Origin of the sequence: Devosia sp. Root635 (assembly GCF_001427605.1) — a bacterium.
In the GTDB taxonomy this organism is placed as follows: domain Bacteria; phylum Pseudomonadota; class Alphaproteobacteria; order Rhizobiales; family Devosiaceae; genus Devosia.
The window spans coordinates 24,974-48,957 of the sequence record NZ_LMGZ01000014.1 but is presented as its reverse complement, the minus strand read 5'-3'; the positions used below and the strand labels follow the sequence as shown (position 1 = coordinate 48,957).

Annotated in this window: 25 protein-coding genes; 20 read left to right on the top strand and 5 right to left on the bottom strand. The window is 63.1% G+C overall.

Annotated elements, in window-relative coordinates; all coding sequences use genetic code 11:
• The 3 genes from ASD80_RS08950 to ASD80_RS08940 form a co-directional block, all read right to left on the bottom strand.
• Nucleotides 1-430 (bottom strand): PIG-L deacetylase family protein (locus tag ASD80_RS08950; RefSeq protein ID WP_162247338.1); only part of this gene is annotated, 430 nt, incomplete at its 3' end.
• Nucleotides 431-461: 31 nt separating this feature from the next.
• Nucleotides 462-1,421 (bottom strand): VOC family protein, encoded by a 960-nt coding sequence (locus ASD80_RS08945; RefSeq protein ID WP_056231674.1) that lies wholly within the window; start codon nt 1,419-1,421, stop codon nt 462-464.
• 164 nt (nt 1,422-1,585) lie between these two features.
• A complete protein-coding gene (locus tag ASD80_RS08940; protein WP_056231670.1) occupies nt 1,586-1,969 on the bottom strand; it encodes a RidA family protein in 384 nt (127 codons plus the stop codon).
• A 268-nt stretch (nt 1,970-2,237) separates the two neighbouring features.
• On the opposite strand from ASD80_RS08940, the gene hpaD reads away from it, so the two are divergent.
• The 7 genes from hpaD to hpaI all read left to right on the top strand — a co-directional run bounded on the left by hpaD (nt 2,238) and on the right by hpaI (nt 9,762).
• Nucleotides 2,238-3,260, top strand: coding sequence for a 3,4-dihydroxyphenylacetate 2,3-dioxygenase (hpaD, locus tag ASD80_RS08935; RefSeq protein WP_056231667.1), 1,023 nt, complete (start codon nt 2,238-2,240; stop codon nt 3,258-3,260).
• A 2-nt stretch (nt 3,261-3,262) separates the two neighbouring features.
• A complete protein-coding gene (locus tag ASD80_RS08930; RefSeq protein WP_056231664.1) occupies nt 3,263-4,594 on the top strand; it encodes an FAD-dependent monooxygenase in 1,332 nt (443 codons plus the stop codon).
• A 38-nt stretch (nt 4,595-4,632) separates the two neighbouring features.
• Complete coding sequence (locus ASD80_RS08925; protein ID WP_056231654.1) at nt 4,633-5,679, top strand: amidohydrolase family protein; 1,047 nt, start codon at nt 4,633-4,635, stop codon at nt 5,677-5,679.
• Nucleotides 5,680-5,795: 116 nt separating this feature from the next.
• Nucleotides 5,796-7,250 (top strand): NADP-dependent succinate-semialdehyde dehydrogenase, encoded by a 1,455-nt coding sequence (gabD, locus tag ASD80_RS08920; RefSeq protein WP_056231652.1) that lies wholly within the window; start codon nt 5,796-5,798, stop codon nt 7,248-7,250.
• 26 nt (nt 7,251-7,276) lie between these two features.
• Nucleotides 7,277-8,149 (top strand): fumarylacetoacetate hydrolase family protein, encoded by an 873-nt coding sequence (locus tag ASD80_RS08915; RefSeq protein ID WP_056231649.1) that lies wholly within the window; start codon nt 7,277-7,279, stop codon nt 8,147-8,149.
• Nucleotides 8,146-8,946, top strand: a complete 801-nt coding sequence (gene hpaH, locus ASD80_RS08910; protein WP_056231646.1) for a 2-oxo-hept-4-ene-1,7-dioate hydratase — start codon at nt 8,146-8,148, stop codon at nt 8,944-8,946. Before ASD80_RS08915 ends, hpaH begins: the two co-directional genes overlap by 4 nt.
• A gap of 9 nt (nt 8,947-8,955) precedes the next feature.
• A complete protein-coding gene (gene hpaI / locus ASD80_RS08905; RefSeq protein ID WP_056231638.1) occupies nt 8,956-9,762 on the top strand; it encodes a 4-hydroxy-2-oxoheptanedioate aldolase in 807 nt (268 codons plus the stop codon).
• On the opposite strand, the gene ASD80_RS08900 is transcribed toward hpaI, so the two are convergent.
• The gene (locus ASD80_RS08900; RefSeq protein ID WP_056231636.1) at nt 9,759-10,994 is read right to left on the bottom strand and encodes a DUF3500 domain-containing protein; all 1,236 of its coding nucleotides are present in this window, start codon (nt 10,992-10,994) and stop codon (nt 9,759-9,761) included. The genes hpaI and ASD80_RS08900 overlap by 4 nt on opposite strands.
• Nucleotides 10,995-11,116: 122 nt before the next feature.
• Here ASD80_RS08900 and ASD80_RS08895 point away from each other — a divergent pair, with 122 nt between their 5' ends.
• From ASD80_RS08895 to ASD80_RS08860, 8 genes are all read left to right on the top strand, one after another.
• Nucleotides 11,117-11,827, top strand: a complete 711-nt coding sequence (locus tag ASD80_RS08895; RefSeq protein ID WP_056231632.1) for a GntR family transcriptional regulator — start codon at nt 11,117-11,119, stop codon at nt 11,825-11,827.
• Nucleotides 11,828-11,829: 2 nt separating this feature from the next.
• On the top strand, nt 11,830-12,642 hold the full coding sequence (locus ASD80_RS08890) for an IclR family transcriptional regulator (RefSeq protein WP_056231630.1): 813 nt from the start codon (nt 11,830-11,832) through the stop codon (nt 12,640-12,642).
• Nucleotides 12,643-12,811: 169 nt separating this feature from the next.
• Complete coding sequence (locus tag ASD80_RS08885) at nt 12,812-13,594, top strand: SDR family oxidoreductase (RefSeq protein WP_056231627.1); 783 nt, start codon at nt 12,812-12,814, stop codon at nt 13,592-13,594.
• Complete coding sequence (locus tag ASD80_RS08880) at nt 13,594-14,004, top strand: nuclear transport factor 2 family protein (RefSeq protein WP_056231624.1); 411 nt, start codon at nt 13,594-13,596, stop codon at nt 14,002-14,004. Before ASD80_RS08885 ends, ASD80_RS08880 begins: the two co-directional genes overlap by 1 nt.
• 26 nt (nt 14,005-14,030) lie before the next feature.
• Entirely contained in the window at nt 14,031-14,891 is an 861-nt protein-coding gene (locus ASD80_RS08875) for a fumarylacetoacetate hydrolase family protein (protein WP_056231621.1), read from the top strand.
• Nucleotides 14,892-15,012: 121 nt separating this feature from the next.
• Nucleotides 15,013-16,035, top strand: a complete 1,023-nt coding sequence (gene dctP, locus ASD80_RS08870) for a TRAP transporter substrate-binding protein DctP (RefSeq protein WP_082555160.1) — start codon at nt 15,013-15,015, stop codon at nt 16,033-16,035.
• A gap of 51 nt (nt 16,036-16,086) precedes the next feature.
• On the top strand, nt 16,087-16,587 hold the full coding sequence (locus tag ASD80_RS08865; protein WP_056231615.1) for a TRAP transporter small permease: 501 nt from the start codon (nt 16,087-16,089) through the stop codon (nt 16,585-16,587).
• A gap of 38 nt (nt 16,588-16,625) precedes the next feature.
• Entirely contained in the window at nt 16,626-17,891 is a 1,266-nt protein-coding gene (locus ASD80_RS08860) for a TRAP transporter large permease (RefSeq protein ID WP_244488968.1), read from the top strand.
• A gap of 62 nt (nt 17,892-17,953) precedes the next feature.
• Here ASD80_RS08860 and ASD80_RS08855 read toward each other — a convergent pair whose 3' ends face one another.
• The gene (locus tag ASD80_RS08855; RefSeq protein ID WP_162247337.1) at nt 17,954-18,766 is read right to left on the bottom strand and encodes an IclR family transcriptional regulator; all 813 of its coding nucleotides are present in this window, start codon (nt 18,764-18,766) and stop codon (nt 17,954-17,956) included.
• Nucleotides 18,767-19,230: 464 nt separating this feature from the next.
• Between ASD80_RS08855 and ASD80_RS08850 the strand changes: the two genes are divergently transcribed.
• From ASD80_RS08850 to ASD80_RS08830, 5 genes are all read left to right on the top strand, one after another.
• A complete protein-coding gene (locus tag ASD80_RS08850; protein WP_056231607.1) occupies nt 19,231-20,121 on the top strand; it encodes a metal ABC transporter substrate-binding protein in 891 nt (296 codons plus the stop codon).
• Entirely contained in the window at nt 20,118-20,999 is an 882-nt protein-coding gene (locus tag ASD80_RS08845) for a manganese/iron ABC transporter ATP-binding protein (protein ID WP_056231605.1), read from the top strand. The genes ASD80_RS08850 and ASD80_RS08845 overlap by 4 nt, the downstream gene beginning before the upstream one ends.
• Entirely contained in the window at nt 20,996-21,850 is an 855-nt protein-coding gene (locus ASD80_RS08840; protein WP_056231602.1) for a metal ABC transporter permease, read from the top strand. The genes ASD80_RS08845 and ASD80_RS08840 overlap by 4 nt, the downstream gene beginning before the upstream one ends.
• The gene (locus tag ASD80_RS08835; protein WP_056231600.1) at nt 21,847-22,689 is read left to right on the top strand and encodes a metal ABC transporter permease; all 843 of its coding nucleotides are present in this window, start codon (nt 21,847-21,849) and stop codon (nt 22,687-22,689) included. The genes ASD80_RS08840 and ASD80_RS08835 overlap by 4 nt, the downstream gene beginning before the upstream one ends.
• Before the next feature lie 203 nt (nt 22,690-22,892).
• Entirely contained in the window at nt 22,893-23,969 is a 1,077-nt protein-coding gene (locus ASD80_RS08830; protein WP_082555158.1) for a DUF2793 domain-containing protein, read from the top strand.
• Nucleotides 23,970-23,984: the final 15 nt, after the last annotated feature.

Below are 23,984 nucleotides of genomic sequence, written 5' to 3'. Positions count from 1 at the left end.
CCCAGGCCTGGGCGATGGCCCGGCATTCGAGCGTCCACTGCGACACATACATGTGGTCGGTATTGTAGGGGTCGTATTTGGAATGGGTCATCATGAAGGCCGGCTGCACCGCCCGCATCACGTCCACCAGCCGGTCCTTGGCCTCGCGGGTCATTTCCAGCGGATAATCGCCCAGATCGAAGAACTGGATGTCATGCACATCGAGCGCCTTGGCGGCATTCTCGGCTTCCTTGCGACGCTCGGTCTTGACCACGTCCAGGGTCATGCCCTCTTTTTTCCATAGCTTGGCGCTTTCCCCGCGCTCGCCATAGGACAGGCAGACGACGGTGACGTCGTACCCCTTGGCAGCATGCAGGGCGATGGCGCCGCCACAGCGCCACACGAAATCGGCCGAATGGGCGCTGACGATCAGTGCAGTCTTTTTGGTCATTTTGGTTAGGTCCTCATCGGATCGAAACGGGTCAGTGCTTGGCGGGCGCCGGGGGCGTGCCGTGGGTGTGGAAGGTGTCGATGGTCTTGAGGCCCCAGGCCTGGCCCTTCCTGCGGTCCGCTTCGGTCCAGCGGACCGGCTCCCAATCGGGCGCGAGGATCAGGCGCGCACCGGCATTGGCGACTTCGACGCGATTGCCGGCGGGCTCATAGACGTAAAGAAAGAACGTGCCCTGCACGGCGTGCTTGTGCGGGCCGGTCTCGATATGAACGCCGTTCTCAAGGAAGATATCGGCGGCGCGCAGGACATCCTCGCGCTGGTCCACGGCATAGGTGACGTGGTGGAACCGGCCACTCATGCCCGAATGGTCTTCGGTATAGGCGACGTCATAAGTCTTGTTGTTGACGGTGAACCAGCAGCCCCCCAGCCGACCATTGTCGAGCTGGATATATTCGGTGACCCGGCTGCCCAGGGCCTTGGGCATCCAGTCCCGGATCGCCGAGACGTCCTTTGCGAGGAGGTTCAGGTGGTCGATGCGGCGCACGCAGACGCCGTTGCCGTGATACCGGCTGGCGATGTTCTTGAGGGCAGATTTTTGTCCCTCGGCTGGTTCGGCGCGGCGGGTTTCATAATAGATCTCAAAGATATGGCCGTCGGGGTCGTTGAACCGATAGGCCCTGCCATGGCCTTCATCGCCTTCGATCCAGCCAATACCGCAGCCCAGCGCTTCAATGGCTACCACGCGGCGCTCCAGCGCTTCCGGCGAGGTCGCTCGATAGGCGACATGACCGATGCCGGTCGTGCCGGCGGCGGTCAGCTTGAGCGTGTGGAATTCGTAGTCGTCATAGCCGCGAAGATAAGCGACGCCTTCGCCCTGAGCGCTGACCGACAGGCCATAGACGCGGGTAAAAAAATCGAGGCTTTCATCGAACCGATCGGTGAGCAGCTCGACATGGGCAAGATGTGCAATGTCGTGACAGGGTTCGGACATGGGCCAGCCTGGTTCTCGGACGTTCAGGACAGGCTAGGCGAAAGGTTGCGGCAGGCATAATTCGATCGGCCCGCAACCCATAAGTTGTGGCTATTTTCATATCAGGGAATTGTCCGCGACGTGCGTTGCTCGGTGGTCCCGGTGTCTCCTGCTTCCGTGTGCGACTAGCTGCCGAGCACGGCGATGAAATCGCACTGGATGAGCATGCCATCCAGATCGGATTTGAGGGCATGCCGGGTCGGGCGGTTGGCCGGGTCCGGAAACAGCGCCTCCCAATGCGGGTTGACGAGTTCGCGCTGCGAGCGATCCTTCATCCACAAGGTCATCTTGATGATATTGTCAGGCGTGCCGCCGGCGGCGGCGATAATCGTGCGGACATGGCCGAACATCAGTTCGCACTGCCGCTCCATTCCCTCAGCGGTCTTGCCGGTTGCCGGGTCGAGGCCGTGAATGCCGCCCGAATAGACCATGTTGCCGATGCGGCAGGCCGCCGGCACCGGATTCTTGTGCGCGAAACTGTCGACATAGATGCTGGTGCGGCGCGCCATGAATGTCCTCTCCCGATCCCCTGCAGTCCTGCAGGCCCCGGCCGGAGCCTCGCCTGATAGTCGGGTCCGGGGCATCCGAAACAAGCGCCATGCCGCCCAGTGTTCACAATGCGGAATTCCTTCTGGCGCGATCGCTTCCGGGCGGGGGAGTTTTCGCTATGTGAACAAAACGGCGGGCTTTGCTTGCTCCTCCCGACCCCGCCACGCCAGCTAGGGACAGATAAACGGCGCGCCATGTCGGCGTGGCCCCACGGAGGACCGGCGAGCGATGGATCTGGACGATATCGTCTTGCACCCACCATTCAACACCACGCGCGCCAGCCATGTGGTGCTGGCGGTCAGGGACCTTGCCGCCAGCAAGGCCTTCTACACCGATCTGGCCGGACTGGCCGTGAGCGACGAGGACAGCGATGCGGTCTATCTGCGCGGCATGGAAGAGAGCTGCCATCACAGTCTCGTCCTGCGCAAGGGCGACGACCCCCTGTGCCAGCAGGTCGGTTTCCGGGTCCAGACGGATGATGATCTGCGCGCGGCCAAGGACTGGTTTGACGCCGAGGGCGTGGCGGCCAGCTTCGCTGGTGTCCCCTATCAGGGCCTCACCCTGCAGGTGCGCGACAGCGACGGCGTGCCGCTCGAATTCTGCGCCAACATGGATGTCCGGCCGCGCCTGATGACGGCCTATGACCAGTATCGTGGCGCCTCGGCCCAGCGTCTGGACCACTATCAGCTGCAGACGACTGACGTGCAGCGGGCCTACGAGTTCTACCAGCCGATCGGCTTCCGCACGAGCGAATACACCTATTCGCGCAATGACGACGGCAGCCTTCATCTGTGGGGCGTGTGGATGCAGCGCAAGGGCAATCCGCACGATATCGTCTTCACCCATGGCCCGGGCCCGCGCCTGCATCACTTTGCCTATACGCTGCGGGACGCCAGCGACATGATCCGGGCCTGCGACGTGGCCGGCGCAATGGGCATCGGTCAGCGCCTGGAGCGCGGTCCGGGACGTCACGGCATCAGCGGCGCCATGTTCCTCTATTTCCGGGATCCCGACGGTCACCGCATCGAGCTTTTCAACACCCACTACCAGAGTATCGACCTTGAACCGGCCATTGCCTGGGATCTGGCTGATCCCAAGCGCGCCGATCAATGGGGCTTGCCGGCGCAGGAACAGTGGTTCGTCGAGGCGACCCGTTTCGCCGGTGCCGACCCCAAACAACCCGACGCCAAGGTGCCGCTGCCGACGCTGGAGCGCTTCCTGGCGCGCAAGGCTGCCGAACGAGGAGAATGAACATGCTCGATATCGCCATCATCGGCGCGGGCCCGGGCGGTCTCGCCCTGGCGCTGCGCCTCGAACAGAAGGGCTTTCGCCCGACGATCTACGAGGGTGTCAAGGAGTTGAAGCCGCTTGGCGTCGGCGTCGACATCAAGATCTACGGCACCAGGGAAATCACCGAAATGGGGCTCCTCGAGGAGTTCCGGGCCATTTCGGTCGAAGCCATCGATTCCCTGTTCTTCACCCGCTACGGCCAGATGATCTACGGCGAGAAGTGCGGCAAGCATATGGGCTATCCGCACGAGCAGCGGTTCGTGCATCGCGGCACCCTGCAGATGATGTTCTTCGACGCGGTGCTGCAGCGGCTTGGCGCCGAACGGGTCAAGCTGGGCGCCCGTCTCAAGGGCTTCGAGCAGGATGAAGCCGGCGTCACCCTGACCTTTGAAGACGCTGAAGGCGTGCCCAGGACCGCGCGGCATGACGTGGTCATCGGTGCCGACGGCATCAAGTCGGTGGTGCGCAATCAGCTGGTGCCTTCGTCCACCGGCAGCCACTATTCCGGCATTGCCATGTGGCGCGGCGTCACCGTGATGAAGCCCTACCGCAATGGCGGGACCATCCTGCACCTTGGCGATCCGATCGCCCAGGGCAGCATGATCGTCTACCCCATCGCCAACAATGTGGAAGGCCAGGGCAGCCAGCTCATCAACTGGGTCGTCGAGCAGAATGGGCAACCCAAGTCGCTTGAGGATTGGAACCAGCGTGTCACTCCCGACGAGATCGCTCACAATTTTGACGAATGCAAACTCGGCTTCGTCGATCCCGGCGAGATCATCCGCAATGCAAGCGAGGTCTATCTCTACCCCCTGGTTGACCGCGACCCGCTCGACCAATGGTCGTTCGGCCGGGTGACGCTGATGGGCGACGCCGCCCACGCCATGTATCCGCGCGGCGGCAATGGCCTTTGCCAGGCGCTGGTCGATGCCCGCGTGCTGGCGGAAAAGCTCAGCGAGGTGAACAACCCGCAAGAGGCCTTCAAGCAATATGAGGAGATCCGGCGGCCCTTCGCCAATCGCCTCGTCATCGCCAATCGCGGCGAGGGCCCCGAAGTGGTCCGCCGCATCGTCGAGGAGCGCTCCGGTGGCAAGCCCTTCGACGACATCGAGCAGATATTCCCCATCGCCGAATGCGAGAAAATCTTCCTCGAATACCACCGCATGGCGGGAATGCAGCGTCCGGACGATGCCGGGCCGCTGGGCTTCCGCGAGAGCTTCTTCAACGAAGACCGCGCCAGCAAGGCCAGTACCGGAACCGACATTTCCCAATCCACGGGCGGCAGGCGCGGCTGATCGCGCGGCCCCAATATTTTCTGAAAGGACAAAGACGTATGACCAAAGTGATCGATGCCAATATGCATTGGCTTCCCGATACCCTGTTCACGGACGAAACGCTCCGTGAAGCCATGATGGACTGCATTCCGCGCCAGCACGGCATCCACGTGCGCATGGAGGCTATCCCCGGCAAGAACCTCAACCAGATCATCATCGAGGAGCCCAAGGGCTTCGTGAACATCAACTATGCCGAAGGCCAGTACAATATCGAGAGCCAGCTCGAGGACATGGACAAGGCCGGGATCGATCAGGCCGTGTTCCGCATCCCTGTCTGGCAGGAATGGCTGAACCTCGAGACGTCCAAGCGTATCAATGACGGTCTGGCCGACTACATCTCGCGCTCGAATGGCCGGTTTACCGCACTGGCCGTGGCTCCGCCTTGGGGCGACAAGGCGACCCTGACCGAAGTCGAGCGCTGTATCGACCAGCTCGGTTTCAAGGGCGTGCAGCTCGCCTGCAAATATGGCGATATCTACCTCGATGACGAGGCCTTCTTCCCCTATTTCGAGTTCCTCAACGACCGCAAGCTGCCGGCCGTGGTGCACCACACGCCGCTGCCGGTCGACTATGGCTCGATCCTGAGCTTCAACAATCAGCGCCGCCAGTATGGCCGCTGCATTGCCCAGGGCACGGCGGTCGGCCGCGAACTGTTCTCGGGTCTGTTCGACCGTTTCCCTGAACTGCGCCTCAGCCACTCCATGCTCGGCGGCGGCTTCTTCGCCTTTGTCGACATGCTGGTGCCCCAGCCGCGACATTCCTATGGGGATGCTGTCGACCGTTTCGACACCGGCCAGTCCAAGTTGCGCGAGCAGCTGCGCAAGAACCTGTTCTTCGATATTTCTGGCCCGCCGCAATGGGGCAAGAAGCAGCTCGAATGCGCCATCGAAGTGCTCGGCGAGGACAACATCCTCTATGGCGCGTCCTATCCGATCCGCAAGGACTGGTTCTTCGACGGCGTGCCCACGGTGCAGGCGCTCGACATCTCCGACGGGGCCAAGACCAAGATCCTCGGCGGTAATGCCCAGAAGCTCTTCGGCATCTGATCCGACAATCTCTCGTCCCGGCACTGGAACTTTTCCACGCGCTGGGACGATAGTCCTTTGGCGAGCGGGCTGCCTGGGCGGCCACAATACCAAGACCAACCAAAGGAGCTAGGGATATGCAGCTCGACGATCCGACCCTACTGCGCCAGGGCGCTCTTGTCGGCGCCACCTGGATCGACGCCGATGCGGCGACCGGCATTGCCGTGACCAATCCGGCCACGGGTGAAATCATCGGCCATGTCCCCAAACTTGGGGCGGCCGAGACGCGCGCGGCAATCCAGGCCGCCGAGACCGCGCAGCGGGACTGGGCGGCCGGCACCGCCAAGGAGCGGTCCAATATCCTGCGACGCTGGTTCGAGCTGATGATGGAAAACCAGGACGATCTCGGGCGCATCCTCACCCTTGAGCAGGGAAAGCCCCTGAAGGAAGCCATGGGTGAAATCGCCTATGGCGCCAGCTTCATCGAGTGGTTTGCCGAAGAAGCCCGCCGCGTCTATGGCGATCTCATCCCCGGTCACCGGCGCGATGCCCGCATCATGGTGATCAAGCAACCCATCGGCGTCGTCGCCGCCATCACCCCGTGGAATTTCCCCAATGCCATGATCACCCGCAAGGCCGGGCCGGCTCTCGCCGCCGGGTGCGCCATGGTCCTCAAGCCGGCGTCGCAGACGCCGTTTTCCGCCATTGCACTGGCGGTCCTTGCCGAGCGCGCCGGCCTGCCCAAGGGTCTGTTCAGCGTCGTCACCGGCTCGGCGCGCGACATTGGCGCGGCAATGACCGCGAGCCCCATCGTGCGCAAGCTGACCTTTACCGGCTCCACCGAAGTCGGCGCCGAGCTCTACAGGCAGAGCGCCCCGACCATCAAGAAACTGGGGCTCGAACTGGGCGGCAATGCGCCCTTCATCGTCTTTGACGATGCCGATCTCGATGCCGCCGTCGAGGGCGCGCTGATCGCCAAATTCCGCAACAACGGCCAGACCTGCGTTTGTGCCAATCGCCTCTATGTGCAGGACGGCGTCTATGATGCCTTTGCCGAGAAGCTGGCCAATGCCGTGAGCACCCTCAAGACGGGCAATGGCTTTGACGAAGGCGTCATGCTGGGGCCGCTGATCGACCAGGCGGCGCTCGACAAGGTCGAGGAGCATGTCGCGGACGCCCTGGGCAAGGGCGCAACCCTGCTGAGGGGCGGCAAGCCGCATGCGCTGGGCGGCACATTCTATGAGCCGACCATTCTGGCCGGGGTGACCCAGGACATGGCGGTGGCGCGGGAGGAAACCTTTGGGCCGCTGGCGCCGCTCTTCCGCTTCAAAGACGAAGCCGATGTCATCGCGCAGGCCAATGACACCGAGTTTGGCCTCGCCTCCTATTTCTACGCGCGCGACCTTTCCCGCGTCTGGCGGGTCGCCGAAGCGCTCGAATACGGCATGGTCGGGGTCAATACCGGCCTCGTCTCCACCGCCGAGGCCCCCTTTGGCGGGATGAAAATGTCGGGGCTGGGCCGCGAAGGTTCGCGCTACGGCATCGAGGACTTTATCGAGATCAAATATGTCTGCCTCGGCGGCATCGCCTGAGGCGCAAGCGGAGTGACCCCAGCGCCATGACCCTTCCCAGAATTGCCAGTTTTTCCCAAGCAGGTGGGAAGGGATATGGCCTTGTTACCGACGAGGGCATGGTCAACCTGTCCTCCCACTTTCCGCAATGGGCCGATCTCAGCGCGGTGGTCGAGGCCGGTGGTCTCGAACGGATCGCCGAGGCCGGCGCGGGCCTGGCGGCGGCGCTGTCCCTCGACGAGGTGACCTATGAGCCACCGCTGCCAAGGCCCGGCAAGATCATCTGTGTCGGGGTCAACTTTCCGGATCGCAATGAAGAGTATAAGGACGGTCAGGCCGGGCCCTCCAACCCCTCGCTGTTCGTGCGCTTCCCGGCATCACTGACCGGTCACCACCAGCCGCTCATCCGCCCGCCGGAAAGCGAGCAACTCGACTATGAAGGCGAGATCGCCATTGTCATTGGCAGACCGGGCCGTCGCGTTGCCGAGGCCGATGCTCTCAGTCACATCGCGGCACTGACCCTGTGCAATGAAGGGTCGATCCGCGACTGGATGCGGCACGCAAAATTCAACGTCACCCAGGGCAAGAATTTCGATCGGTCCGGTGCCATGGGGCCGTGGCTGGTGCCGTTCCGCGATGAAGGTCAGATTGCCGATATCGCACTGGTCACCCGCGTCAACGGGGAGGTCCGCCAAGCGGACCGGACCAGCCGCATGCTGCATCCGTTCCGCAGGATCATCGCCTATGTCTCGACTTTCACCACCTTGCTGCCCGGCGACATCATCGTCACCGGCACGCCCACCGGCGCCGGTGCACGCTTCGATCCGCCGATCTGGCTCAAGCCCGGCGACGTGGTCGAAGTGGAAGCCGAGGGCATTGGCATGCTGCGCAACACCATAGCCGACGAGGTTATCGGATGACGCCAGACCAGTTCGTTGACGCCGCGCGCCGCCTCGACCAGGCCGAAAAGACGCGATCCCAGATTGGCCTTCTGTCGCTGGCGTTTCCCGGCATGACCCTCGATGACGCCTATGCCGTGCAGGCGGAATGGGTGCGGATGAAGCGCGAGGCCGGTCGGAAGGTCATCGGCTGGAAGATCGGCCTCACCTCCAAGGCGATGCAATATGCGCTCAACATCAACATCCCCGATTCCGGCGTGCTGTTCGACGACATGCTGTTCGAGGATGGCGCCGTCATTGCGGAAGACCGGTTCATCCAGCCGCGCATCGAGGCGGAGATCGCCTTCGTGATGAAGGCCGACCTGTCGGGGCCCAACGTCTCCGTGTTCGACGTGCTCAACGCCACCGACTATGTCACCCCGGCGCTCGAAATCCTCGATACGCGCGTCCTGCGCGTCGACCCCGAGACGAAGAAGATCCGCACGATTGTCGATACCGTGTCCGACAATGCCGCCAATGCCGGCATCGTCCTCGGTGGCCGCGCCATGCGCCCCGACGCGCTCGACATGCGCTGGATGGGCGCCATCGTGTCGCGCAATGCCGAGGTGGAAGAGACCGGTCTTGGGGCAGGGGTGCTCAATCATCCGGCCCGCGGCATTGCCTGGCTGGCCAACCGATTGCACCAGTATGGCGAGCGCATTTCGGCCGGGCAGGTGGTGCTGGCTGGCTCCTTCATCCGCCCCATAGAAGCGCGGCATGGCGACACCATCACCAGCGACTTTGGTCCCAATGGCACCGTGAGTTGCCATTTCAAGTAAGGATGCGCCATGCCCGCACCGCTCAACCGCTTCAAGGCGGCCCTGAAGGCAGGACAGCCGCAGATCGGCCTTTGGGCCGCGCTGGCCAATCCCTATACGGCTGAAATACTGGGGGGCGCCGGGTATGACTGGTTGCTGCTGGATGCCGAGCACGCCCCCAATGATGTCCCCGGCCTGATGGCCCAGTTACAGGCGCTGTCGGCCTCGGCAAGCAGCGTCATTATCCGTCCTCCCATCGGGGAGGCCTGGATCATCAAGCAATTGCTCGACATCGGCGCCCAGACCCTGCTCGTGCCCATGGTTGAAAGCGGCGCGCAGGCTGCCGAGCTGGTGCGCGCCATGCGCTACCCGCCCGAAGGCATTCGCGGCGTGGGCGCGGCTTTGGCGCGGGCTTCCGGTTTCAACCGGACCCCCGACTATCTCACCACCGCCAACCAGCAGACTTGCCTGCTGGTGCAGGTCGAAAGCCGCCATGGGCTGGATGGGCTCGACGACATCCTGGCCGTGGATGGCGTCGACGGCGTCTTTGTGGGGCCCGCCGATCTCGCGGCCGACCTGGGCTATCTGGGCAGACCCGGCGCGCCGGAAGTCGTCGCCGTGGTTGAAGACACGATCCGGCGCATCGTCGCGGCGGGCAAGCCTGCGGGTATTCTCACCAGTGACCAGGGTTTCGCACGGCGCTGTCTCGACCTGGGCGCCAGCTTCGTTGCCATTGGCAATGATGTGACCATGCTCGCCAATGCCGCGAGCAAGCTGCTGGCAGATTTCAGGGCGGTCGCGCCGACGACTGGTGCGACCAGGGACCCCTACGCCTAGGGCGCCTTCGCGTCCCGCCACAGCTTCAGCAGCGCCCGTCCATAATCATTGCCGTTCGGAATGCGGCTGATCACATGGATATGGAACTTGGCCGGTTGGTCATTGGTCAGCCACATCCCGTCATGATGGTCGAATTCGAGCATGACGACCGGGCTCTGGATGCGGAAATAAAACGGGTCCTCGTCGCCATGCCCGCCGATCCAGCTCCACCAGGTTTCGGCGAGGTGCCTTTCGATCCGCCGCATCTGGGCCGCGCGCGGCCCATCGGGCAGGTGCTCGATGAAGGTCTCGACGAGGGCGAGCAATTGCTGCTGCTGTTCAGGGGTCATCTCCGAGGCCCTGATCCCCTCAAGCGGTATGATGCGATTGTCCTGGAAGGCGCCGCCGAGATGGCGCTGGTCGGCAAAGTTGAAGCGGCCCGGCGGCATGGCAGGGTCGACCATCTGCTCATAGATGGTGGAGCGGGCCTTCTGCTCGGCGGTCAGCGATTGCATCAGGTTCAGGCCAAGCCGCTCCTCCTCGGTAAAAAGGACGAAACGGTCGCCATTGCCACGGTCGATCACATTGGGTTCGACGCCCATGAAGGTAGGCGAGATCACCATCTGCCGACCGAGGATGAAGCAGTTGAAGCCGACGTGGTGCCCATAGATGCTCCATCCCCAGGGCTCGCCGGTCGATGGCGTTCCGAACATCAGGAAGTGGAAGCTCCACTCATTCATGATGTTGCGGAGGTCGTAGAGCTCCCCGAGATAGAGATTGGCCGACAGCAGCTGACGGATCTTGGTAAAACCCACGGTGCTGGTGCAGGCGGCAAGCAGGTCCAGGAAAGCGGCGCGCGCAGTCTCCGGCATATCCTCCAGCCTGACACCGTGGTCGTTGAAGACGATTTCGGGATTGTACCAGCCGCGCCACTCATTGGCGTCAACGGCATGGGACAGTTTCGTCCTTTGCACCCCGCTGAGCGTGCCGAGCATGGATTGCATGGCGGCCACGGCCGGAGCCGGATCGAAACCCTCGTCTTCCAGTGCAAACAGGTTTTCGACAAGCTCTCCGCCGGCCGTCACGCCCTTGAATGGCTCACTATAGCGCCCCTGCCACTCGGCATTGAGCGCAATGGCCCGGTCGGTTGCCAGGATCGGCCTGGAATAGGTGATGGGGTCGAGCCCGCGTGCATTGAGAATGCGTGGCGAATCCGCCGGCAGCAGGTAGTCGCGGAAATCGTTGCTGGACATGATGATGCCTCCCGGCTGTCGCCCTCTAATCGATGGCCTTATACAAAATCGATTTTACAAAGAAAATAGTTTTACTTGCATTCCCTCGATTTTTGCGCGAGCAAGTCGGGCAGGAGGACGCGATGGCCCAATCCAAGACCGCGACGGTCTACGAAACGCTCAAGTCAGAACTGCTCGACGGCATCCATCGCCCGGGCTCCAAGCTCGCCATTGACCAGCTTGCCGATCGGTTTGGCGTCAACATTGGCGCCGTTCGCGAGTCACTGTCGCGCCTGACGTCGGACCATCTGGTGGTTGCCCAGCCGCAAAAGGGGTTCCTGGTTGCCAAGGTCTCGGTGGAAGACCTGCTGGATCTGACCGCCGTTCGCATCGACATCGAAACACGTTGCCTGCGGCGCTCCATCGAGCTGGGCAGCCTGGAATGGGAGGGGCGACTGCTCAGCACATGGCATCAGTTGTCCCGCACCCAGCCTGTGACAGGCGGAGCCGCCAACGCGGACTGGGCGCGCCTGCACGCCCAGTTCCACGACGACCTGATCGCCGCATGTGATTCCCAATGGTGGCTGCGCCTGCGCGAACAGCTCTACATGCAGGCCGAACGCTATCGCCGCATGATCCTGCCGCACCGTCGCGGCGGCCGCGATGTAGATAGCGAACACCGTGAAATTCTCGATCTGACGCTGGCGCGTGATGCCGACAAGGCCTGCGCCGCGCTCACCGAACATCTCAATCTGACAGCCAAGCTCCTGCTTTCGTCGGGATCGGCGCTGTTCGACAGCACGGACGGCCAGAACCGTCCGGCACGCCTTGACCTGGCAGTGGAGGAGAAATGACCATGCAGACCGACCTTGAGGCCGAAGCCCCGCGCAAGCGCCGCGATGAGTCCGGCACCCAGTGCATCCATCGCTCGCTCGGCGTCATGCGCCTCCTCGCGAGCAGCGCCCGCGAGGGGCTCAAGCTGGTCGACATCGCCGCCGCACTCGACCTGTCGCATCCGACGGCCCATCGCATTCTCAAGGCGCTGGAAGAGGAAGGTGTGGTCGAACGTGTGCAGGGTTCGCGTCGCTACACCGTGGGTGCCGAAGCCGCCTGGCTTGGCCTGGCAGCCACGGAGCGTTTTCCCATTACCGCGGTCGCTGCCCCGGTGCTCGATCAACTGTCAGCCAGCATCCGCGACTCGGTCTTCCTGGCCGTGCCCAGCCACAACGATTCCGTCTATGCAGACCGCCGCGTCGGCACGTTTCCGGTGCGCGTCACCACCCTTTCGGTGGGAGCGCGTCGACCTCTGGGAATCAGTGTTGCCGGGCGCGCCATGATGGCCTTCATGCCGCAGCGCAAGATCGACGCTGTGCTGACGCAGAACAGCGCGCGCTACGAGCCTTACAAGATGACGCCCGAACGCGTGCAGGCCAATCTCGAGGATGTCCGCCGCCAGGGCTATCTCTGCGCGGACAGCGTCACCGCCCAGGACCGGCGAGCCATTTCCGTGCCGGTGCTCAACATGGCCGGCAATCCGGTCGCCGCGATCAGCGTCATTGCCCCGATCAGCCGGCTACCCGAAGCGCGGTGGCCGCAGATCGTTCCGACCCTGCGCGCCGCGGCACAGGAAATTTCCCGCGACCTCGTTCAGCGTGCCATCGCGGCCTGATTACTCCTCCCTGTGAGCAGACCCTGGCGGCTTTCGAGCCGCCTTTTTTGTGCCCGACGCCGCCTGATCGGCGCGGCTTTTCGCAATGTGAACAATCGCAAAGGGCGAAGTTGCGCTCGGGCCGCAGCGCGGAAAATGTCGGCAAACGACGACGAGCAAGGAGCCGACGATGGATCTGGGTATAAAGGGCCGCAAGGCCTTGATTTGTGCATCGTCCCAGGGGCTCGGCCTGGCCTGCGCCACAGCGCTGGCTGCCGAAGGCGTGGCCGTCATGCTCAATGGTCGAGACGCCTCCAAACTGGCCGCTGCGGCAGAAGCGCTCCGCGCTTCAATTCCCGGTGCGAAGGTTGATTTCGTTGCGGCGGACCTGACGACGACAGAGGGTCGCCAGGCCATACTGGCGGCGTTCCCGCAGCCCGATATTCTGGTCACCAACAATGCCGGCCCGCCGCCGGGCGCATTGGATGATTGGGACGAGGCGGCGATCATCGGCGCCATCAACGCCAATATGCTGCCCGCCATCCAGCTCATCCGCGCCTTCGTCCCGGGTATGCGCGCCCGCAGGTTTGGCCGCATCGTCAACATCACGTCCGCCATGGTGAAGTCGCCGCACTACATGATGGGCCTCTCGACCTCGGCGCGCGCTGCCCTCACCGCCATGAGCAAGGCGATCAGCGGGGAAGTTGTGGTCGACAATGTCACCATCAACAACCTGCTACCCGAGCGGATCGACACGCCCCGGCAGGAATTCATGGCCCAGAGGCGGATGAAGCTGGAGGGTATCTCCCGCGACGAGGCCCGGGCCCGCTCCGTCCAATCCATCGCCGCCAGGCGCTTCGGCACACCCGAAGAGTTTGGTGCCGCCTGTGCCTTCCTCTGCAGCGCCCAGGCCGGGTTCATTTCCGGCCAGAACCTGCAGCTCGATGGCGGCTCCTATGAGGGGTTGATCTGATGGCGACCTATTCCGACGCCGACATCGCCGACATTCTCGAAACCGAGGAAGCGCGCCAACATGCACTTGTGACCAGGGATCTGGCCGCCCTTGAATGGCTGCTGGCCGACGATCTCATCCATGTCCATTCATCCGGCATGGTGCATGGCAAGCCCGAATTCATCGCCCATCTCAATCGCATGGGTGGCTTCCGCTCCATCGAGCGGGGTGAACTGGATATCAAGGTGGACGGGAACATCGCCATCGTCACCGGCAGCACGATCAACGGTGTGCGGCATGTTCAGACTGGCGAGGACATCACGCTCGAAGGCTTCGCTACCATGATCCTGCGCCGGGGGCGGCGCGGCTGGCAGATCGTTCTTTCCCAACTCACCCCATTCCGCGATGGCCCCGTGCGCAAGCAAGGTTGAGCCCCGCTGTTCCAAGGAGCCTCATAATGAAACTCGCCCGATTTACCCAAGGGGGCATTACCCGGATCGGCAAGGTCGTCGGCAAAGAGATTGTCGACCTTTCCGCCATTGTCGGCCGCGAGGCCTCGATGCGAACGATCCTGGCCGACCTCGATCAGTTGCGGCCGCAATTGCAGGCGGCATCAGGGTCTACCTTTGCGCTTGCGGACGTTATCCTCGAAGCACCCATCGCCGACCCGCAGAAATTCCTCGGCATTGGCATGAACTACAAGGAACATGCCGAAGAGGCGCGGGCCAATGGCATCCCCATTCCAACGAGCCAGCTCTGGTTCAACAAGCAGGTATCGTGCATTACCGGCCCCTATCACGGCGTCGAAAAACCCGCCGTGTCCGAAAGGATGGACTACGAGATCGAACTCGGTGTGGTCATCGGCAAGCGCTGCCGTCACGTCAGGCGCGCCGATGCGCGGTCGGTCATCGCCGGCTATCTCATCGTCAATGACGTTTCGGCCCGGGACTGGCAGCACCGTTCGCCGACCTTCACGCTGGGCAAGTCATTTGACACCCATGGCCCTATCGGCCCCTGGATCACCACCGATGACGAAGTGGCCGATCCGCTGGACCTGGATATGGTGCTCAAGGTCAATGGCGAGGTGCGCCAGCATCATCGCACCAATGACATGATCTACGACATCTACGACCAGATCGAATATCTCTCGACTGTCATGTCGTTGGAGCCGGGTGACATCCTCGCCACGGGCACGCCCTCAGGCGTGGGTGCAGCCAGCAACCGCTTCCTGGCTGTGGGCGACGTCATGCGACTCGAAATCGAAGGCCTGGGCCATATCGAAAACACCGTCATTGCAGACCCGGCAGTCGCCGCCTGAGGCGTGCTGTCCGCAATGTGAAAGTTTGGCCGGAGTCCGATTGCCGGCCAACCCGACTGCTTCACACTATCGGATCAGTCTGATCGGCAGCAATCTGCCGAGGACGACATGGGAGGAGAACATGTTTTCTATTCGCACAATGGCCCTGGCATCGGTGGTGGCGCTGACGCCAACCCTCGCGCTCGGGCAGACGGAGCTGATCTTCAACAGCTACCTGCAGCCCTATGACGAAATGTACCAAGTCGCCATCAAGGGCTTCGCTGCCGCCATCGAGGAAGAATCCGGCGGATCGATCAAGATCACCATTCCCGACAGTACTCTGGCCCCCTCGGATCGCCAGTACGAAATGGTCCGCGACGGCATTGCCGACATGGCATTGGTCTCATCGGGCGCCGTGCCGCAACTGGTGGTGATGAACCGCATCGCCGACCTGCCGTTCAACTCGCCTTCGGCCAGGGCCGCTTCCATCGCCCTCTGGGAAACCTACAACAAGTACTTCCTGCCCTTCGATGAATATACCGGGGTCAAGGTGCTCTCGACCAACGTCCTGCCCGGCAGGCAGTTGCTGTCGGTCACCGGCAACGTGAAGATCGAGGAAGCAAGCGACCTCGATGGCGTCAAGCTCTGGTCGCCACCGGGTGCCCTGTTCGAAACGGCCAAGGCGCTGGGTTCGGTCGCCATCAACACCGAATTCACCGAGCTGCAGGAATATGTGACCAAGGGCAATGTCGATGCGATCATCATGACTCCCGGGTCCGCTGACGGCGCCCGCGTGCTGGATCGTGTGACCAGCTATACGCAAATCCCGGGTGGCCTCGGCTCGCTCTCCTTTGCAGTGTTCATTTCCAATGAACGTTGGAACGAACTGACGACCGAGCAGCAGGATGCCATACTGCGTGCGGCCGATGGTCTGCCGGGCCGCACCGGACAGGCCGCCGACGAGGCCGAAGCTGAAATTGCCGACAAGGTCTCGGCCATCGACACGATCGTCCCCGAGGGCGCTGCATTGACGTCCTTCGAGGAGGTTCTTGGCGGCACGATTGCCACCTGGAAGGAACGCGTGGCCGCCAAGGGCCTTGAAAACCCGGACGAGGTACTGCGCTTCTATCGCAGTGTGCTGGAACGCGAACTGGCCGCTCAGTAACTTTGCCTCCCCGCGCGCCCGGCGCGCGGGGAACAGCCTTCGGAGCAACTCATGATCGACCGAATGAATCTTTGGCTGGCGCGGCTCTGCGCGATTGTCGCCGGAACCGCACTGGTGATCATGATGCTCGTGGCCTTCGTTGACAGCGTCGGGCGCAAGCTCAACCATCCCCTGCACGGGGCCGAAGAATACGTCACCTTCACCTTGCTGACCTTCTTCTTCGCGGCCATCCCGTTGGTGGTCCAGTCCAATGGGCACATCCGCGTTGGACTGTTCACCGATGCCTATGCGCCAGCGCTGAAGCAGGCGGAAAAGTACTTTACCGCCGTCGTCGAACTGCTGTGCCTGGCCGGCCTCACCTGGATGATTTTCGACCAGGCCGACCGGCTCGCCCGCTTCGGCACGCTTTCGGTGCATTTCCTGATGCCCGTGGCGCCCTGGGTCTACGCTGCGGCGATCCTGACCCTCACTGCGCTGGTCTTCATGGCTTTCAATGTCTGGAACATTTTCCATGGCCGTGACCCGCAACCTTCTCACGACAGGCCCGAATAATGGTCACGCCAATTCTCGTTTTTGGATCCCTGCTGGCCTTGATCGCCTTCACGCGGCTGCCGCTCGGCTTCGTCATGATGTTCACGGGTGCGGCCGGCATTGCGGCCCTGCATCCGCGCGGCATTGGTGCGGCGCTCGCCATCGCCGAGCAACAGGTGATGGACCTTGCCACCAATTACCAGTTCTCCGTGCTGCCCCTCTTCATTCTGATGGGCGTGTTCGTGGTCCGCGCTGGCCTTGCCAATGAACTGTTCGATTCTGCCCGGCGCTGGCTCGGTCACTACAGGGGTGGCGTGGGGATGGCGACGATTGCCGCCTGCGGCGGGTTCTCCGCCATGTGCGCCTCCTCTTCGGCGGCCGCGGCAACCATGACCAAGATCGCCATGCCTGAGCTCGACAAGGCCGGCTATGACCGTGGCTTCGCGGCCGGCACGATCGCGGCGGGCGGCACGATGGGTATTCTCATCCCGCCATCGGGTGCTCTCATCATTTATGCCCTGCTCACCGAGGAGAGTGTCAGCAAGCTCTTTGTTGCCGGCGTCGTGCCGGGCGCCGCCCAGGTCCTCGCCTATCTGCTGGTCATGCTGTGCGTCGGACTGCTGGCGCCCGGCTGGGCACCCACCGGCCCCCGGTTCAGCTTTGCCGAACGGTTCGCCTCGCTGCGCAGCCTCTGGGGCATCCTGGTCCTCTTCGCCCTGATCATGGTCGGTCTTACCGCCGGGTGGTTCACCGCGACTGAGGCCGGCGGCATAGGGGCCGGTGGTGCACTGATCTTCGTGCTGTGGCGCGGTAGGCTCACCTTTCAGGTCTTCGCCGACAGCCTGATCGAAACCGCCCGCATTTCAGGCATGATCTTCATCGTCGCCGCCGGAGCCCTGGTGCTCAACCAGTTCATCAACCTGTCCGGCATTCCTGGCAACACCGTCGCCTGGATCGAGTCGCTTCATCTCAGCCCAATGATGGTCATCTTCTGCCTGATCGCCTTCTACCTGTTTCTGGGCTGCCTGATGGACGGCTTCGCCATGATCTTCCTCACCGTCCCGGTGGTTGCCCCCATTGTTGCCAGCCTGGGTTTTGATCTGGTCTGGTGGGGAATCGTTACCGTGACGGTGGTGGAAATCAGCTTGATCACGCCACCGGTGGGCATAAACGTCTTCATTCTCAAGGCCATGCTGCCCGAACTGCCGGTCGCCAGGATTTTCAAGGGCATTGCGCCCTTCCTGTTGGCCGACGCCGTTCGCCTGCTGGTGCTGATCCTGGTGCCGGGCCTTGCCTTGTGGCTGCCCAGCCTCGTCAGCCACTGAGGCAGTAGCTTGGCGGGATGGCCGAGCCAGGTTTCGGCCATCTCATTTTTGGGCAATCGCGATCAGCTTGCCCCGGCCATTGCCCGTTCCGCCACATGCCGGACCAGGGCCCCTGATGTTGCCCTTGCACAAGTGGACAAGGCACTGACGACACTTGCCAGGCGCTCTTCATGCAGCCGGTTGGCCGCCGTAATGGCGCTCAGCGCCGCAATGGCATGACCGCCCGCATCGAAGATCGGAACGGTCACCGATTTGGTGTCCCGGACAGTCAGGCCATCGCTGACCAGGTAGCCCTGGAGCCGCGTCTGGGCGACTTCCGATCCCGGGCCGTCGTCCAGGGCTGCCGCGAGTTTCGGCCTTGGTCCGCGAGGCGACATGAAGGCCAGCATGGTTCGCCCAGCCGGCGTCGTGTTGAGAGGCAGCCGCGCGCCAACTGCCGCCACGGTGACCGGAATGGGGAAGCGCCCCGCCCGCCGCTCCACGCAGACCGAAAAATCACCGCTGCGCACGCTGAGCAGCAGGGTATCGCCCACTTCAATGGAAGCGCGATCCAAGGCAGGGGCCGCCAGGGCCGCAATCGGAAACCGCTGTGCCGCCTTGAGGCCAAGCCAGGCGACCTCCGTGCCGATCACGTACCGTTTTGAGTCTCCAGCGCGTTCAACCACGCCCTCACTCTCCAGCGCCCGCAGTATTCGGTAGGCCGTGGGATGGCTGAGACCGCATCCCTCGGCGATATCCACCAGCTTCATTCCATCCGCCGGACTAGCCGAAATCAGCCTGATTATGTCGATCGCGCGATGGATGCTTTGCGCGCCATCGGCCTCTCTCTGCCCCTTGTCTAAGGCGGCCTCCGTCGCTGCCTTGGCAGTCCTCACCGCTACCCTCCTCATGCCCATTCGGGCTTGCGGCGATCATGGTAGGGAGTTCCCCAACCGAGCTCAATAGTCGGCGTGCCTTGGACGTCGGCGGACTTTTGCGGCTGCGGTAGAATAGCTGGAGGTTCTATCGGCACGGCGGCCCTCCAGCGGCTGCCTTCGTCAGGCCTCGACCAAAGATTCCGGACCGCTCTCGGCCCCAAAGCAGAACTAGTGTAGCTCAAAATAGGGGGCCGGTTCTCGACACTTATCGGTTGTGCCCCTGATGGCGCCATGCACGTGACTTTCTGACGGCTATCGCCCAAGGGCCAAACTGCTAGGGGGGCGTGGGCCATTTTTGAGTGGCAATGGGCAATCCTATCCACCCGCCAACAATCAACCACAGCACCCCACCACTCCCAGTTTTGCTATTGCGAATGATTTGCAATTGCACTATTTCAGGATCAGTCCTCCTGGAGTGTTCGATGCACCGCCGCGTATTTTCCGTTCTTGCCTTTTCCGCCGTGCTCGTCGCCTCCCTGCCGGCCATGGGCCAGGAGCGCCTCAAGGCCGTGACCACCTTCACCATCATTGCTGACATGGCGCGCAACGTCGCCGGCGATGCCGCGGACGTGGTGTCGATCACCAAGCCCGGCGCCGAAATCCATAATTACCAGCCCACGCCCGGCGACCTGATCGCCGCCCAGCATGCCGACCTCATCCTGTGGAACGGGCTCAATCTCGAACAGTGGTTCGAGCAGTTCCTCAGCAATCTGGGCGACGTGCCTTCCGTCATCGTCACCGAGGGGATCGAGCCGATGGGCATCGGGGAGGGGCCCTACGAGGGCAAGCCCAATCCCCATGCCTGGATGTCGCCCAGTGATGCGCTGATCTATGTCGACAATATCCGCCAGGCCTTCGTCGCCGCCGATCCGGCCAATGCGGCCGTCTACAATGCCAATGCCGCCGCCTATGCCGCCGCGATTACCGCCACGGTCGAACCCATCCGCGCCGCCCTCGCCGCCATTCCCCAACAGCGCCGCTGGCTGGCCACATCGGAAGGCGCCTTCAGCTACCTGGCCCGCGATTTCGGCCTCAGGGAACTTTATCTCTGGCCCATCAACGCCGACCAGCAAGGCACCCCGCAGCAGGTCCGCCACGTCATCGATGCGGTGCGCGAAAACGCCGTGCCCGCCATCTTCTCGGAAAGCACCATCTCCCCCAAGCCGGCCGAGCAGGTCGCCCGCGAGACCGGTATCAGGTATGGCGGCGTGCTCTATGTGGATTCCCTGTCGGACCCCGACGGTCCCGTGCCGACTTACCTCGATCTGCTCTCGGTCACCACGACCACCATCGTCAAAGGCCTGACGCCATGAACGACTTGTCCGCACCCGGCCTGGTGGTCGAAGACATCACCGTCGCCTATCGCAACGGCACTACCGCCATCAAGCATGCCAGCTTCTCCATTCCGCGCGGCTCCATCACCGCTTTGGTGGGCGTCAACGGTTCAGGAAAATCCACACTGTTCAAGGCCATCATGGGCTTCGTGCCGCTGGCATCGGGCTCGGTCGATATATTGGGTATTCCCGGCCGGCAGGCGCTCAAGCGCAATCTCGTCGCCTATGTGCCGCAGTCCGAGGATGTCGACTGGAACTTCCCCGTCCTGGTCGAAGACGTGGTGATGATGGGCCGCTACGGCCATATGGGCATGCTGCGCCGTCCCCGGCCGGTGGACCACCAGATGGTCACCTCGGCCCTCGAACGGGTGAACATGCTCGAATTCCGCCACCGCCAGATCGGCGAGCTCTCTGGCGGCCAGAAGAAGCGGGTTTTCCTGGCCCGCGCCCTGGCACAGGAAGGGCAGGTGATCCTGCTCGACGAGCCGTTTACCGGCGTCGACGTCAAGACCGAAGATGCCATTGTCGAATTGCTGCGCGCGCTGCGCGACGAGGGCAAGGTCATGCTGGTCTCGACCCACAATCTGGGTTCGGTCCCCGAATTCTGCGACCGCACCGTGCTGGTCAAGGGCACCGTGCTGGCCTCCGGCCCGACCAGCGAGATTTTCACCCGAGAATGGCTCGAGGAAACCTTCGGCGGCGCCTTGCGCCACTTCGTGCTGGCGGGGGCGGGCCTGCATGATGACGACGATCCGCGCCACATCTCGGTTCTCACCGACGATGAGCGGCCTTTGGTCATGTATGGCGAAAAGGGCAAGATGACCACCAGGCAATCCGATCCGGTCGAACCCAAATGATCGAAACCCTGCTGCTGCCCTTCAACTACCACTATATGATCAACGCCATCTGGGTCTCCGCCCTGGTCGGCGGCGTCTGCGCCTTCCTCTCGGCCTATCTCATGCTCAAGGGCTGGTCGCTGATCGGCGATGCGCTCAGCCATTCCATCGTCCCCGGCGTGGCCGGTGCCTATATGCTGGGTCTCCCCTTCTCCATCGGCGCGTTCTTTTCGGGCGGTCTCGCCGCCGGCGCCATGCTGTTCCTCACCCAGCGCACCAAGCTCAAGGAAGATGCGGTGATCGGGCTGATCTTCACCGCCTTTTTCGGCCTCGGACTGTTCATGATTTCCCTGTCCCCCACCTCGGTCAACATCCAGACCATCGTCATGGGCAATATCCTGGCCGTGACACCCGAGGACACTTTGCAACTGGTCATCATCGCGGTGGTGACGCTGGTGGTGATGTTTTTCATCTGGAAGGACCTCATGGTCACCTTCTTCGATGAAAGCCATGCCCGTTCCATCGGGCTCAATCCGCCTTTGCTGCGGATCATCTTCTTCACCCTGCTCGCCGCCTCCACCGTCGCCGCCATGCAGACCGTCGGCGCCTTCCTCGTCATCGCCATGGTAGTCACGCCCGGCGCCACTGCCTATCTGCTCACCGACCGCTTCCCCCGCCTCATTCTCATTGCCATCGCCATCGGCACGCTCTCTTCCCTGTTCGGGGCCTATATTTCCTTCTTCCTCGATGGCGCCACCGGCGGCGTCATCGTCGTGCTGCAGGTGATCGTCTTCCTCACCGCCTTCGTCTTTGCCCCCAAGCATGGCCTGCTGGCCAGCCGCCGCAAGGCCGCCGCGGAGATCGCCTCATGAGCGAATTTCTCATCTACGCCCTCTGGCCGTTCCAGTTCCCCTTCATGACCTCGGCCATGCTGATCGCGGTCATGGTCGCTATCCCCACCGCCCTGCTCTCCTGTTTCCTGGTACTCAAGGGTTGGTCGCTGATGGGCGACGCCATTTCCCATGCCGTGCTGCCCGGCGTGGTGCTGGCCTATATTGTCGGCCTGCCTTTGGGCGTCGGCGCCTTCGCCGCCGGCATGGGCTGCGCCCTGTCGGTCGGCTATCTCAAGGAAAATTCCCGCATCAAGGAAGACACCGTCATGGGCGTGGTGTTTTCCGGCCTCTTTGGCCTCGGCATCGTGCTCTACACCTCGATCCGGACCGATGTGCATCTCGACCATATCCTGTTCGGCGACATCCTCGGCGTCAGCCCGGCCGACCTGATCCAGACCGGCATCATCGCGCTGGTGGTCAGCGTGATTGTCCTCGCCAAATGGCGCGATCTGCTGCTCTTCACCTTCGATCCGCAACAGGCCGGCGCCATCGGCCTCCCCGTCCGCGTGCTGCATTATGGCCTGCTGGCTTTATTGTCCCTGACCATCGTCGCGGCCCTGACCGCCGTCGGCATCGTGCTGGTCATCGCCCTGCTGGTCGCCCCCGGCGCCATCGCCTACCTCATCTCCAGGCGCTTCGCCCCGATGATGCTGATCGCGGTGACGGTCTCGGTGCTGAGTTCGCTGGTCGGCATCTATGCCAGCTTCTTCATCGACAGCGCCCCCGCCCCGACGATCGTGCTGCTGATGAGCGCCACGTTTGTCGTGACATTTTTCGTGACGACGATGCGGGGGCCAGCCGTTCCTGTGAGCACCTGAATTCGCAGTCGACACCCTCCCCCTTGCGGGGAGGGATCAAGGGTGGGGAGCGTTTGGCCCCGATATCGGGGCTCTCGCACCCCCTCCCAACCTCCCCCGTCAAGGGGGAGGTGCCGATCGAGCATGTGGCCGATTCCCGCCCATGTCTCCCACTTATCCCCGCCCCGCCATCCAGCCGGATACTCCCCTCAAAGGAGAACCCCATGGATCACACCCCTCGCCTCACTTTGCCCTTCATCATGCCGAGCCAGGCACAGAAGCACATCACCCATAACGAGGCCATCCAGGCCCTCGACAACCTCGTGCAGCCCACGGTCGAAAGCCGCATGCTGACGACGCCGCCCACCAGTCCGCTGGAGGGCGAAGCCTGGATCGTTCCGGCCGGTGCGACCGGCGTCTGGTCGGGTCACACGAACGAGATCGCGGCCTATCAGGCCGGCGCCTGGAGCTTTCTCGATCCGGCCGCCGGTTGGCAGGTCTATGATCGGTCCGACAAGACCCAGCTGGTCTTCGATTCCGGCGCCTGGACGCCACTGGCTTCGCTCGGCCCGGCCTTGCCGCGCCTTGGCGTCAACACCACCGCCGATACCACCAATCGCCTCGCCGTCGCCGCTGCCGCCACCTTGCTCACCCATGTGGGCAATGGCCATCAGGTCAAGATCAACAAGGCTGCGACGGGCGATACGGCGAGCCTGCTCTACCAGACCAACTGGTCCGGCCGCGCCGAAATGGGCCTGGCCGGCGACGATCACTGGCGGCTCAAGGTCAGCCCCGATGGCGCCACCTGGATCAATGCGCTGACGGTCAACGCCACCACCGGCGCCGCAACTGTGGCCGCCACCTTCCGCCCCGCCACCGACAATGCCGTGACCCTGGGCGGCTCGGGCGCCCGCTGGTCCGCCGTCTGGGCCGCCACCGGCACCATCCAGACCTCCGATATCAGGCAAAAGACCGATATCGAACCCAGCGATCTCGGCCTCGATTTCATCCTGGCGCTGAACCCGGTCAAATACCGCTGGACCGTGGGCGGCGCCGAATCCGGCACGTCCCGCCCCGGCCGCCGCACCCATTACGGCCTCATCGCCCAGGAGGTGCGGGTCGCCCTCGATGGCACCGATTTCGCCGGCCACATCCTCGCCGATCCCGCCGACTCGCAGAGCGAACAGGGCCTGCGCTACGACGCCTTCATCGCCCCGCTGATAGCGGCGGTGCAGGAACTGGCGAAGCGGGTCGGGGCGCTGGAAGCCCGCGCGGAGACAAATTCTGCGCGATCCAAATAAATTCGTCTTCCCGTC

Bases quoted from the DNA above. Each gene is read 5' to 3' on its own strand.
- ASD80_RS08885 (WP_056231627.1), top strand. From the start codon at position 12,812: ATGGATCTGGGTATAAAGGGCCGCAAGGCCTTGATTTGTGCATCGTCC.
- ASD80_RS08930 (WP_056231664.1), top strand. From the start codon at position 3,263: ATGCTCGATATCGCCATCATCGGCGCGGGCCCGGGCGGTCTCGCCCTG.
- hpaD (WP_056231667.1), top strand. From the start codon at position 2,238: ATGGATCTGGACGATATCGTCTTGCACCCACCATTCAACACCACGCGC.
- ASD80_RS08880 (WP_056231624.1), top strand. From the start codon at position 13,594: ATGGCGACCTATTCCGACGCCGACATCGCCGACATTCTCGAAACCGAG.
- ASD80_RS08865 (WP_056231615.1), top strand. From the start codon at position 16,087: ATGATCGACCGAATGAATCTTTGGCTGGCGCGGCTCTGCGCGATTGTC.
- ASD80_RS08895 (WP_056231632.1), top strand. From the start codon at position 11,117: ATGGCCCAATCCAAGACCGCGACGGTCTACGAAACGCTCAAGTCAGAA.
- ASD80_RS08830 (WP_082555158.1), top strand. From the start codon at position 22,893: ATGGATCACACCCCTCGCCTCACTTTGCCCTTCATCATGCCGAGCCAG.
- ASD80_RS08840 (WP_056231602.1), top strand. From the start codon at position 20,996: ATGATCGAAACCCTGCTGCTGCCCTTCAACTACCACTATATGATCAAC.
- ASD80_RS08835 (WP_056231600.1), top strand. From the start codon at position 21,847: ATGAGCGAATTTCTCATCTACGCCCTCTGGCCGTTCCAGTTCCCCTTC.
- ASD80_RS08850 (WP_056231607.1), top strand. From the start codon at position 19,231: ATGCACCGCCGCGTATTTTCCGTTCTTGCCTTTTCCGCCGTGCTCGTC.
- ASD80_RS08925 (WP_056231654.1), top strand. From the start codon at position 4,633: ATGACCAAAGTGATCGATGCCAATATGCATTGGCTTCCCGATACCCTG.
- gabD (WP_056231652.1), top strand. From the start codon at position 5,796: ATGCAGCTCGACGATCCGACCCTACTGCGCCAGGGCGCTCTTGTCGGC.
- ASD80_RS08875 (WP_056231621.1), top strand. From the start codon at position 14,031: ATGAAACTCGCCCGATTTACCCAAGGGGGCATTACCCGGATCGGCAAG.
- ASD80_RS08940 (WP_056231670.1), bottom strand. From the start codon at position 1,969: ATGGCGCGCCGCACCAGCATCTATGTCGACAGTTTCGCGCACAAGAAT.
- ASD80_RS08945 (WP_056231674.1), bottom strand. From the start codon at position 1,421: ATGTCCGAACCCTGTCACGACATTGCACATCTTGCCCATGTCGAGCTG.
- hpaI (WP_056231638.1), top strand. From the start codon at position 8,956: ATGCCCGCACCGCTCAACCGCTTCAAGGCGGCCCTGAAGGCAGGACAG.
- hpaH (WP_056231646.1), top strand. From the start codon at position 8,146: ATGACGCCAGACCAGTTCGTTGACGCCGCGCGCCGCCTCGACCAGGCC.
- ASD80_RS08900 (WP_056231636.1), bottom strand. From the start codon at position 10,994: ATGTCCAGCAACGATTTCCGCGACTACCTGCTGCCGGCGGATTCGCCA.
- ASD80_RS08845 (WP_056231605.1), top strand. From the start codon at position 20,118: ATGAACGACTTGTCCGCACCCGGCCTGGTGGTCGAAGACATCACCGTC.
- dctP (WP_082555160.1), top strand. From the start codon at position 15,013: ATGTTTTCTATTCGCACAATGGCCCTGGCATCGGTGGTGGCGCTGACG.
- ASD80_RS08890 (WP_056231630.1), top strand. From the start codon at position 11,830: ATGCAGACCGACCTTGAGGCCGAAGCCCCGCGCAAGCGCCGCGATGAG.
- ASD80_RS08915 (WP_056231649.1), top strand. From the start codon at position 7,277: ATGACCCTTCCCAGAATTGCCAGTTTTTCCCAAGCAGGTGGGAAGGGA.